A 12,008-nucleotide genomic window follows, 5' to 3' on the forward strand; every position below is an offset into this window, starting at 1 on the left:
AAAGTAATTTTAGAAAAGGAGCGCAAATATCAAAAATGAAAATACTATATGTTACAACTATATCTAATACTGTAAATGCATTTTTGATACCTCACATCAAAATGTTAGTTGAACAGGGGCATCATGTAGATGTCGCATTTAATCTTCAACAAAAAGTCGATCCGAGTATATTAGATCTTGGGTGTAAAGTTTACAATTTAGAATTCCAGCGTTCACCATTAGACAAAAGAAATTATTTTGCATACAAAAAATTAAAAGAGATTATAAAATCGGGACAATACGACATGGTACATACACATACACCTGTCGCTTCTGTATGTGTAAGACTTGCTTGCAAAAATATCCAGAACGTAAAAGTTGTATATACTGCACATGGATTTCATTTTTTTAAGGGTGCACCTTTAAAAAATTGGCTGATATATTATCCAATAGAGTATTATTTATCAAAGCATACAGATGTGCTTATTACGATTAATAATGAAGATCAGCAGAGAGCAGTTCAATCTTTTAGAGCAGGTAAGGTAGAATATATTCCTGGAGTGGGACTTGATACACAGAAAATTAATATGATGGATGTTAATAAATTAGTAAAACGTACAGAACTCGGAATATCAAAAGACGCAATTGTTATTCTCTCAGTAGGAGAACTTAATATAAATAAAAATCATGAGACAGTTATAAGGGCTATTGCAAAATTAAATAATCCTAACGTTCAATATGTAATTTGTGGAAAGGGTCCATTAGAAACACATTTGCAGTTATTAATAAAACAACTAGGGCTCAAAAATCAGGTGAAACTCTTAGGATACCGTAGAGATATAATTGAAATATGTAAGATTTCTGATATTTTTTGTTTCCCTTCAAGACGAGAGGGGCTTGGTATGGTTGCTCTGGAAGCTATGGCTACGGGATTGCCAATAATTACATCAAATATTCATGGGATCGTTGATTATTCTATTGATGGTGTTACAGGGTATTTATGCAATTCAACTGATGTAGATGCATTTTTGGAAGCAATAGAAAAATTGGTTGATAATGAGGATTTGAGATTGGAAATGGGAAAAAGTAATATCAGCAGGGTACAAAAATTTAATATTGAAAATTCTACAATTAAGATGATGAATATATATGGAGAATTGATGTGTCATGAGTGATAAAAAAATCAGTATTATTGTACCAGTTTATAATTGTGAAAACTCTTTACAGAAGTGTATAAACAGTATTTTAGATCAGACTTACGAGAATATAGAGTTAATATTAGTTGACGATGGTTCAAGAGATACTAGTAATTTTATTTGTAAGAAATTTGAGGAGAAAGATAAAAGAGTTAAATTAATTTCCCAAGAAAATCTAGGTGCGTCTGCAGCACGGAATCAAGGGATTTTAAATGCAACAGGCGATTATTTAATGTTCGTGGATGCGGATGATTATATTGAGTATAACATGCTACAAGAGTTAGCTAAAGTTGCTACGGAGCAAAGTGCGGATTTTGTAATGTGTGGTATGTTGGTTGATACTTTCGATAGAGAGCAGAACTTGGTATCTTCTTTAGAAGTAAATCTTCCAAAGCAAAATATATCGTCAAATAAGGATATTCCTTTGGGTATTATTGAATTAGTAGAAAATGAGAGTATAAGTGGTCCTTGTTGTAAGCTGATTAGAATGGATATTGTAAAGAAAAATATGATAGAAATGCCACCGCATATTAGTTTGCAAGAAGATCTATATTTTAATTTGAAAATATTAGAAAAAACAGAGAAGATGTGTGTGTTGGAAGGCTGTTACTATCATTACAATAAAGGGGTAGGGGAAAGTGTAACATCGCGATATTACCCTAATAAATATGATATGACAAATGAGGTGCACGACTTACTCGTGAATTTTTATATGGATAGATGCAAGGATGATAAAATCTTAGGGCGAATAAATTTTATATATATTAAAAATGTATATGCTGCATTTATGAATCTTTTTCATCCGCATTGTACATTATCAAAAAAAGAAAAAATGAGTGCTATTAATAAAATTTCAGAGTCACCTAAATTCAGATATATGATAGAAAATTCTTGTAGAGATGGTTTTAAGTTTAGGTTATTGCAAGGGATATTAAAAACTAATAATAAATCACTTATGTATTATACAAGTAAATTCTTTTGGATATTAAAGTCAAAAATGAAATTTAAGTATTAGTAGAAAAATATAGTTTTACATCATAAAAAAGTTAGTGGAGTGAGATGGTTGATTAAAGGGCTTATTAGTGTAATTGTACCCATATATAATGTTGAGGAAGTATTACCCAGGTGCATTGAAAGTATATGTAATCAAACGTATACTAATTTAGAGATAATACTTGTAAATGATGGTTCCTTAGATGGTTGTGGAGAAATATGTGATAACTATGCAAATAAAGATAGCAGAATAAAAGTTATACATAAAAAAAATGGAGGATTATCAGATGCGCGGAATACAGGGATGCTCGCATCACAAGGAGAATATATTGCTTTTGTTGATAGTGATGATTATATAATCCAAAATACATACGAAATCCTAATTAAGGCGGCCATCAAAGAAAATTTAGATGTGGTAGCTGCTAATGCCATGTTGATACAGGAAGGTAAGTCTGATCTACCATTAATGAAAGAGAAAAAACTTTCTAAGGAAACATTAACTGGAATAGAGTATATGTGTGAAAGCATTCAGCAAAACTCTTTTCATGTGTGTGCATGGTTAAACTTATATAAGAGAGATTTATTATTTGAGAATAATCTCTACTTTGAAAAAGGGTTATTACATGAAGATGAGGAATGGACACCTAGGGTTTTCCTTGAAGCAAAGAAAATTAGGTACGTAGATTTTAAAGGTTATATGTATGTAATTAGAGAAGGTTCAATTACGAATGTAAGGGATAAATCTAGAAACGGTTTGCATATACTAAAGACTTGTTATAAGTTAGAAAGTATTTACAGAGAGAAAGTAAGCGAGAAACAAAGGAAAATTTTATATGAGTATTTACTAAATATTTTTTTGGGTGGTATTTATATAGGAAGGTTAGATAGACCTGAATATAAAAAAAATATAAGAAAATCATTCGTCATAGGAAAAGCAAATAGCCTAAAGACCTTTTTTAAAGCTATATTATTAATAATTAATATTAAGCTATATTGTAAGGTTAATGATTTTAGTAAGAGGTAATTGAATGGAAATATATATATTTAATATTATAGCTATCTTTGCTCTTGCAATTTTTTTATTTATTCTTGTCCCATTGCAAAATAAAAAAGAAATTTTTTTATTTTTGACTTTTATACAGTTGCTAGCAATTTCAGCCATGAGATTTGAAGTTGGGGTGGATTTTATAAATTATAAAGGGACATTTAATTTGGTAAATAGCACCTCTAATCTAATCGAATTATTGGAGGTTGGTCGAAAATCAACAGTTGAATATGGATACCTTTTTCTTAATAAGATAGTAGGTTTATTTACCGACGAAGCTCAATGGATTTTTATTGTAACTAGTTTTATCATATTGTATTTAATATTTAAAACTATTAGCAGATATTCATCTATTGTCTGGTTAAGTGTATATATTTTTACTGTGGGTGCATATATATCTTCTTTAAATATAGTACGGCAGTATATTGCAGTTGGAATAGTATTTTTTTCTTATAGATATATAATAGAAAAGAAATTTATTAAGTTCCTAGGGTTAATATTAGTAGCATCGCTATTCCATACCTCAGCTTTACTGATCTTACCATTATATTTTATTTTAAATATTAATTTAAATGCTAAGCGCATGGTATATGTATTGCTTATAGGATTTATTATGAGCTTATCTTTTAATTTTATTTTCTCAACTATACAAAGATATTTTTATAATGACTATACGCAGGCTTCGTTTGGAATGACAGGTGGCAATATTAAAACTGTAATGATTGCACTGATTTATTTTATACTTACTATGATTTGTAAGAAATCATTAATAAATCGTAGCAAGTATAATAATATTCTTATTAATTGGTCCTTCCTTAATTTAGCATTATCAATTTTTAGTTTAAATACTTGGATTATAACTCGATTAATGGCTTACTCTTCCATATTTTTAGTACTACTAATTCCAGAAATAGTAGTTTCTATTAAAAATAAGTATATTAAAATTATTGTATTAATGTTTCTAATCTCCTTAACCTTATTTGAACATTTTAATATGATTATGAATCCAATTAACAAACTTATTCCGTATCAAAGTATATTTACTATTTGAATACAACTTACTAACTCTATGTGAAATTAGTCAGAATAAATGAGGGTGTATTGATTGTATTATATTAGGAAGTCGAGATATTAAATAAAATAAGTGGGTTAACTTCACTTGTTATTAAAAGTGAGGTTAATAATTGGCTATATCAAAATTTATTTAATGAAAATCTAATGGATAATAGCTATTATCCATTAGATTAATTATAAATACCCTTAAATTATATGGCTGTTTATTGAAATGAAAAATAGAATCAGTAAGTAATATTGAGATATGTAAAAAGGAAGTAGAGAAGTCCATATAGTGGAGAATGCACCACTATCTTTTTTATAAAGATGAATTAACGAGGATATTCGAAAATTAATGATAAGGATAGAGGAATAAGATGGGAGCAAAGAAACAAGTAGCTATTAATATGGCAACTCAAATAATTAGTTTTATATTGAACATTGGAATAAGTTTTTTTCTAGCATCGTTTATTGTTGAAAATATAGGTAAGGAAATGTATGGTTTTTGGGGATTAGCAAATAATTTTGTTAGTTATATAACAGTATTTACCGTTGCATTGAATAGTATGTTAAGCCGATTCGTAATGATTAAGATTCATCAAAATGATATTGAGACTGCAAATAAGTACTATTCGTCTGTAGCAATTGCGAATCTTACTATCGTACTAGTTTTTACACTTCCAACAATTGTATTTGTTTTGTTTTTAGATAACATTATTAATATACCAAAACTTTTTATTTTTGATGTTAAAATACTTTGGTTACTATTATTTATTAATTTTTTTCTTAGTCTGTTAGGGAGCGTCTATAATTTAGGAACATTTGTGAAAAATCGATTGGACCTTGCTGCATCAATTGATATTAAATCCAACATATTTAGAGCCATACTACTATTTGTTTTTTTTAGTTTTATGCCACCTCATTTATGGTATATAGGATTTATAACGCTACTTTGTACAATTTATGTTACTGTGAAAAAAATTGAGTTTATGAAAAAATTAACACCCCAACTTAAAATAAGAAAGAAATATTTTAATTGGAATTCAATGAAAGAACTATTAGTAGTAGGGGTGTGGAATTCAATTAATCAATTAAGTCAAATATTAATGGCTGGTATGGATTTATTAATGACAAACTTATTTATTGGTGCAACAGATATGGGGTATTTATCTATTGCTAAGACTATCCCACTACAAATTCAAAATTTTATACACATGAGTGCTAATATATTTACACCTCAGCTTACTAAAACATATGCCGGTGGAAATATAAAGGAATTTGTTAAAGAAATAATCTTTTCAATGAAAATTACTGGTTTTCTGGGGTCTGTTCCTATTATAGGACTGATAATTTTTGGAAAAGATTTTTTTGCGTTATGGATGCCAGGTCTTTCGGACAATGAAATTGTAAAGATTCAAATTCTTTCAGTATTAACATTATTGCCATTAATATGTAATACAATATTTAATCCACTTTTTAATGTAAATACAATTACTGCAAAAATAAAACTTCCTGTAATTACTAACCTTATTATGGGAGGGGCAAATATAATTATTGTATATTTATTGATTAATTATACAAATCTAGGTGTTTATGCAGTTGCAGCAGTGAGCGGCTTAATGATTTTAATTCGTATGGTTGTATTTGTTCCAATTTATGCAGCTTATACTTTGAATGTGAAATGGTATACATTTTACGTTATCCTATTAAGAGGGATAGTAGCACTGTTCATCTTAACTGCCATGTTTTTTGTAATAAATCATATTGCTAATATATCATCATGGATTTCTTTTATACTGGTTTGTGGTTTTGCAGGTTTGAGTGGATATATTGCGAGTTTTATTATTATATTTAATAATCACGAAAAAAAATTAGCTATTCATATGATTAAAGGAAAGTTGAAAAAAACATAGATATTTATAGGATATAGACTTAAAGGGAGATATTAATTATATGTTGGATATATTGAGAGTTTTAAACAAAAAAGTACCGTTTTTTATTAAGCACCCTATAAAAAGCCATAATTATAAAAAAATCATTAATAATAAATTTAGTAAGGCACAAGATAATAATTTAAAACATTTATATCAAAATCAGGACGATTTACATTGGCGGAAAGCATTTTATAAGTTATGGTGTAATAATCAGAATACGCATGAAATACTTAATGCGTTTACAGAGAATCGCATAGATCTTATTAATGGGCATAGCCAAAATGATGAAGGACCTATCTTAGTTACGATTGTAAAAAATGAGATTAAACGTATCCAAACCTTTTTAAATCATTATAGAGGTATTGGTTTTCAGCGTTTTGTCATTTTGGATAATAACTCAAATGATGGAACACGTGAATGGTTATGTAACCAACCGGATTGTGATGTTTTCTGTACGAAGGAACCCTATTCAACACATAAAAGGGAAGGATGGATTAATCGTTTACTGAGCCATTACGGATTTAATCAATGGTATTTAGTGGTGGATTCAGATGAGCACTTTGTGTATCCGGGAATTGAACAGGAAGATATTAATTATTTTATATCTCTTATTAAGGATAAAGGTTATGAACGGATTCGTTCTATAATGTTAGATATGTATCCAAAAGATAATATAATTCTTGATAAGAAGGAAAATAGTGAGAATGAAGATTACGTAGCGGAGTATAGTTATTTTGATAAAACAAATTATAGAGTACTTGAAGTTCATGAGGGATTGATGATAAGTGGGGGGCCACGAGAACGTATCTTTGATTTAAAGGTTTGTTTGACTAAACATCCATTGTTTTATTTCCGAAAGGGTGATATACAAGGACATTCTCATTTCCCATATCCATATAAGAAAAATAAGAATTCACCTTGTTTTTCAGCTTTACTACATTATAAATTTCTTAATAGTGATTTAAACAAGTATAAACAACGAGTTGAAGAGGGGAATTTTTATAATGGTAGCGAAGAATATAAGAAATATTTACAGCTATTTGGTAATGATAAAGATAATTTCACATTTTTCTATCAAGGATCTGCTAAGTATAAAGATTCAAAATCGCTATTGCAGGTAGAACTCATAGAAGAAATAAAATAAACCTTATAGTAGGAAACAGGGTACCAATCTCTTGCAGGCCTTTTATTCTTTTAAAGGCCTGTCATTTAATAATTGGTAACATCTGTGATTACGGGTGATATGTATAATAATTAAGGAATTGTAGAAATTTTATTTTTATTGTTTCTAAAGTTGAAGTTGAAAAGGTCCAGAAATCAATATCAATTAGAATATGACTCTGTGGGTATTTGTAAGAGAAATACTTAGATTTATTATAGTTTAGTGAAAAGGGGCACTGTAAATGTATAAAATAGCAGTAGCTGGAACAGGTTATGTCGGCTTAGTAGCAGGTGTGTGTTTTGCAGAAGTTGGACACCAAGTAACTTGCGTGGATATAGATGAAAAAAAAGTAGAATTAATGAAATCTGGTGTTTCACCAATTTATGAAGCGGATTTAGAAGAGTTAATGCAGAAAAATTATAGCGTTGGAAGAATTAATTATACAACAGATTATAAGGCGGCATATAAGGATGTAGATGCTATTTTTATTGGGGTTGGAACTCCGGAACAGGCAGATGGTTCTGCAAATCTTTCATATATTGCAACTGTTGCCAAGCAAATTGCTGAAAGTATAGAAAAAGATTGTCTGGTTGTTGTAAAATCAACTGTTCCAATTGGAACAAATGACAAAGTTGAGCAGTTTATTCATGACTTTTTAGTTAATGATGTGAAAGTAGAAGTAGCATCAAATCCAGAGTTTTTAGCACAAGGTTCTGCTGTTCACGATACGTTATATGCAGAAAGGATTGTTATTGGTACAGAAAGTAAGTGGGCTGAGGAAGTATTAATGAACCTTTATAAACCATTCCATTTGCCAATTGTTTCTGTTAATAGAAGATCAGCTGAAATGATTAAGTATGCTTCTAATGATTTCTTAGCTCTTAAAATTTCTTATATGAATGATATTGCAAATCTTTGTGAATTAGTTGGAGCAGATATTCAAGATGTTGCAAAAGGTATGAGCTTTGATGAGCGTATTGGTAGTAAGTTCTTAAACGCAGGTATCGGTTTTGGTGGATCATGTTTCCCTAAAGATACAAAAGCGTTAGAATATTTAGCAAGACAAAATGGTTATGAGTTAAGAACAGTAAAAGCTGCAATCGATGTGAATAAAGATCAAAAGACTTTGTTATACAAAAAAGCAAGTCAAAGGTTAATTACCTTCAATGGACTTAAAGTGGCTGTACTAGGATTGACGTTTAAGCCTGGTACAGATGATTTAAGAGAAGCTGCATCCCTTGAAAATATTCCTCTATTATTAGAGCAAGGTGCTGATATTTATGCATTTGATCCAGTCGGTGCAAATAATTTTGCAAAAGTGTATCCAGAAGGAAGCAATAAACATGGAAATATCACCTACGTAACAAATATTGAACAAGCTTTAGAAGGGGCAAATGTTTGCTTTATCTTTACAGAATGGGGAGAAGTTAAGGCGTTAACTCCAGAAATGTATAAAAAATTAATGAGGACACCTCTAATTTATGACGGAAGAAACATATATGATATTCAGTCTATGCAAGAAGCGGGTATAGAGTATCATTCTATTGGTAGAAAATCAACAAGTAGAGACCGTAGGAAGGAGCTGTCTAATATTGAATTACAAATCTCTAAATAATGAAAAAAAATACCTTGTCACTGGAGCAGCTGGTTTTGTAGGATACTTTTTATCTAAAAGATTACTAGAACAAGGTTGCCAAGTAATAGGTGTTGATAATATAAATGATTATTATGATGTGAACCTTAAATATGCTCGTTTAGAGCAACTTAAGCCATATGATAAATTTACTTTCATTAAAGGTGATATCTCTGATAAAGATATGATTACTAAACTTTTTGAGGAGCATAAGCCAAATATTGTAGTGAATTTAGCTGCGCAAGCGGGTGTAAGATATTCCATTGAAAATCCAGATGTATACATTCAAAGTAATATTATAGGCTTCTATAATATCCTAGAGGCTTGTAGACATTACCCAGTAGATCATCTTGTATATGCATCATCTAGTTCTGTTTACGGTGCTAATAAAAAGGTGCCATTTGAGGAAACAGATTTTGTAGATAATCCAGTATCACTTTATGCATCTACTAAGAAATCAAATGAGTTAATGGCACATACGTATAGTCATTTGTATAAAATCCCTGCAACTGGACTTCGTTTCTTTACAGTATATGGTCCTATGGGGCGTCCAGATATGGCGTATTTTGGATTTACTGATAAATATTTCGCTGGTGAATCGATTAAAATATTTAATAATGGTGATTTTGAAAATGATCTGTATCGAGACTTTACTTATATAGATGATATTGTTGAAGGAATTCAACGTCTTTTAAACAACCCACCTAAGGGTGATGTTGAACATAAGGTATTTAATATTGGAAATAATAATCCTGAAAAATTAATGGTATTTATCGAGACTTTAGAGAAAGCGTTAAGTAAAGCTTTAAGAAGAGAAGTTGTATTTGAGAAAGTTTTTGAACCTATTAAACCAGGAGATGTACCAGCTACGTACGCATCAACTGATTTATTACAGAAAGCTGTAGATTTTAAACCTAAAACTTCTATAGAAAGAGGTTTGCAGGAATTTTCTAATTGGTATGTGGATTATTATAAAGTGAAATAATTAAAATCTTACATTACTGTACAGGAAATATACTAGTTATAGAATCTCGTTCTTAGTATAATAGACTAAGTTAATATTTATGTTATCTGAATATTTATTTCGAATAATTGAAAGAAGAGGTCTATAGTAATGAAAAAGAAAATCCTATTATGGGTACTAGGGATTATAGGGGTAATGATTATAGGTGGAGGAGTATATGCCTATAATGTATATTCAAAAGTCTCAAAAACATTAGATGAAGTTCATAAGCCGTTAAAGCGTGATCAGGATAATAAACAAGAAGAAAAGATTAATAAATCTGAACCGGTTTCAATTTTACTATTAGGAGCAGATGAGCGCGGTGAAGACAAAGGGCGCTCAGACTCTTTAATCGTTATTACGTTAAATCCTAAAAATAATTCAATGAAAACAGTAAGTATCCCTCGTGATACGTATACAGAAATCGTTGGAAAAGGGAAAAGTGATAAAATTAATCACGCATATGCATTTGGTGGCGTAGATATGTCTGTTTCAACTGTAGAAAAGTTCTTAAATATTCCTATTAACTATTATGTTGAGGTAAATATGGAAGGATTTAAGGATATTGTTGATGCAGTTGGTGGCGTAGATGTAAATAATGACTTAGAATTTACTGCAGATGGTCACCACTTTATTAAAGGGAATATACATTTAACGGGGGATGAAGCGTTATCGTTTACACGTATGCGTAAAGAAGATCCTCGCGGCGACTTCGGACGTCAAATGCGTCAGCGCCAAGTAATGCAAGCTGTTATTAAGAAAGGCGCAACTTTCTCTTCTTTAACAAGTTATGGTGATGTATTAACAGCAATTCAAAAGAATGTGAAGACAAACTTAACGCAAGATCAAATGTTTGATATGCAAAAGAATTATAAAGATTGTCTGCAGAATAGTGAGGATATCCAAATCCCAGGTGACGGACACAAAGCTGCTGATGGTATTTGGTACTACTACGTTCCAGATGCTGCAAAACAAGATTTAACGAATAAGTTAAGAGCGCATCTTGAGGTGACTAAGTAATATGTAATAACCCAACTCCTTTGGAAGGAGTTGGGTTTATTTTTGCATGGATTTATATTAGTATTATATATTGTGAGATTAATAGATGAGGTGAATCGATGAATAAGAAAGCAGTACTTGTCCTTGTTATTTTTGTATTGTTTGTTGCTTCGATTGTGAGCGGTAAATTGTACTGGAATAAGAAGGTTGCGAATGCAACAGGACAAACGAGTGAAGTAACGAAAACAAAGGATGAAGTGAAAGATAGCGGAGCGAAGAAAGAAGAGAAAAAGGAAGAGAAAAAACAAGATACAAAGTCATCTTTTAATGAAGCATATGCGAAGAGCTTGCCAGATGCAGTGAAAGAGAAGTTAAAGAAAGCTGCTGAGGATAAAAAGCCAGTAAACCTTGTTATTGTTGGTGATGAAGCTTCTTCATCTGCAAAAGATGCTTGGGCAGCTAAGTTAACAACTAATTTAGAAACAGCTTACGGTAAAGGTTTATGGAATGTGACGGTAAAGGAATATAAGGGTGAAAGCACAGAAGAGTTAATCGCGAATAAGCGTGATAAAGAGATTGCGAAAGACAATCCAGATGTGATTTTATTTGAACCACCATTCATTACTGATAACGGTAAAACTGGTAATGGGAACTCTGTTGTGAATACACAGAAGTTTGTTCAAGCACTTTCTACTAGTGCAAAAGGCGCTACGATTATGATTCAACCATCAAATCCAGTGTATGGTGCGAAAAATTATCCGAAATCGATTGAAGCATTAAAACAATTTGCAACGCAAAATAATTATACATATATTGATCATTGGGGAGCATGGCCTGATGCGACAACAAAGGCTATCCTACCATACTTACAAGAAGAATTTGGTTTCCCAAGTGCAAAAGGACATGACGTTTGGGCGAAATATGTAACTGATTATTTTGTAGCTAAGTAATGAAGGAGAGATAAAAGGTATACGAGTTATCGTATACCTTTTCCTGTTATAAATAAGATAT

The 12,008-nt window shown here is 30.7% G+C and carries 10 protein-coding genes; all 10 read left to right on the top strand.

The features are described from left to right. Positions 1-35: 35 nt before the first annotated feature. The 10 genes from CN409_RS03980 to CN409_RS04025 all read left to right on the top strand — a co-directional run bounded on the left by CN409_RS03980 (position 36) and on the right by CN409_RS04025 (position 11,947). A complete protein-coding gene (locus tag CN409_RS03980; RefSeq protein ID WP_097980943.1) occupies positions 36-1,154 on the top strand; it encodes a glycosyltransferase family 4 protein in 1,119 nt (372 codons plus the stop codon). Continuing rightward, complete coding sequence (locus tag CN409_RS03985; RefSeq protein ID WP_097980944.1) at positions 1,147-2,190, top strand: glycosyltransferase family 2 protein; 1,044 nt, start codon at positions 1,147-1,149, stop codon at positions 2,188-2,190. The genes CN409_RS03980 and CN409_RS03985 overlap by 8 nt, the downstream gene beginning before the upstream one ends. 48 nt (positions 2,191-2,238) lie before the next feature. Continuing rightward, entirely contained in the window at positions 2,239-3,192 is a 954-nt protein-coding gene (locus CN409_RS03990) for a glycosyltransferase (protein ID WP_170955777.1), read from the top strand. 4 nt (positions 3,193-3,196) lie between these two features. Then, positions 3,197-4,264, top strand: a complete 1,068-nt coding sequence (locus tag CN409_RS03995) for an EpsG family protein (RefSeq protein ID WP_097980946.1) — start codon at positions 3,197-3,199, stop codon at positions 4,262-4,264. Between the two features lie 379 nt (positions 4,265-4,643). Next, positions 4,644-6,179, top strand: a complete 1,536-nt coding sequence (locus CN409_RS04000; RefSeq protein ID WP_097980947.1) for a lipopolysaccharide biosynthesis protein — start codon at positions 4,644-4,646, stop codon at positions 6,177-6,179. A gap of 40 nt (positions 6,180-6,219) precedes the next feature. Then, positions 6,220-7,344, top strand: a complete 1,125-nt coding sequence (locus tag CN409_RS04005; RefSeq protein ID WP_097980948.1) for a glycosyltransferase family 2 protein — start codon at positions 6,220-6,222, stop codon at positions 7,342-7,344. Positions 7,345-7,603: 259 nt separating this feature from the next. Beyond that, positions 7,604-8,977 carry a UDP-glucose dehydrogenase family protein gene (locus CN409_RS04010; protein WP_097980950.1) on the top strand — a complete coding sequence of 458 codons (1,374 nt, stop codon included), beginning with the start codon at positions 7,604-7,606 and terminating at the stop codon, positions 8,975-8,977. Further along, entirely contained in the window at positions 8,955-9,980 is a 1,026-nt protein-coding gene (locus tag CN409_RS04015; protein ID WP_097980951.1) for a GDP-mannose 4,6-dehydratase, read from the top strand. Before CN409_RS04010 ends, CN409_RS04015 begins: the two co-directional genes overlap by 23 nt. Before the next feature lie 129 nt (positions 9,981-10,109). After that, positions 10,110-11,018: a polyisoprenyl-teichoic acid--peptidoglycan teichoic acid transferase TagU gene (tagU, locus tag CN409_RS04020; RefSeq protein WP_097980953.1), complete on the top strand. Its 909-nt coding sequence runs from the start codon at positions 10,110-10,112 to the stop codon at positions 11,016-11,018. A 98-nt stretch (positions 11,019-11,116) separates the two neighbouring features. Next, on the top strand, positions 11,117-11,947 hold the full coding sequence (locus tag CN409_RS04025; protein WP_097980954.1) for an SGNH/GDSL hydrolase family protein: 831 nt from the start codon (positions 11,117-11,119) through the stop codon (positions 11,945-11,947). The last annotated feature ends 61 nt before the right edge of the window (positions 11,948-12,008 follow it).

Origin of the sequence: Bacillus sp. AFS012607, from assembly GCF_002558005.1 — a bacterium.
GTDB lineage: Bacteria > Bacillota > Bacilli > Bacillales > Bacillaceae_G > Bacillus_A > Bacillus_A thuringiensis_S.

What these genes read in the sequence shown, in the direction of transcription:
- CN409_RS03980 (WP_097980943.1), top strand. Translation starts at nt 36, where the DNA reads ATGAAAATACTATATGTTACAACTATATCTAATACTGTAAATGCATTT.
- CN409_RS03985 (WP_097980944.1), top strand. Translation starts at nt 1,147, where the DNA reads ATGAGTGATAAAAAAATCAGTATTATTGTACCAGTTTATAATTGTGAA.
- CN409_RS03995 (WP_097980946.1), top strand. Translation starts at nt 3,197, where the DNA reads ATGGAAATATATATATTTAATATTATAGCTATCTTTGCTCTTGCAATT.
- CN409_RS04000 (WP_097980947.1), top strand. Translation starts at nt 4,644, where the DNA reads ATGGGAGCAAAGAAACAAGTAGCTATTAATATGGCAACTCAAATAATT.
- CN409_RS04005 (WP_097980948.1), top strand. Translation starts at nt 6,220, where the DNA reads ATGTTGGATATATTGAGAGTTTTAAACAAAAAAGTACCGTTTTTTATT.
- CN409_RS04010 (WP_097980950.1), top strand. Translation starts at nt 7,604, where the DNA reads ATGTATAAAATAGCAGTAGCTGGAACAGGTTATGTCGGCTTAGTAGCA.
- tagU (WP_097980953.1), top strand. Translation starts at nt 10,110, where the DNA reads ATGAAAAAGAAAATCCTATTATGGGTACTAGGGATTATAGGGGTAATG.
- CN409_RS04025 (WP_097980954.1), top strand. Translation starts at nt 11,117, where the DNA reads ATGAATAAGAAAGCAGTACTTGTCCTTGTTATTTTTGTATTGTTTGTT.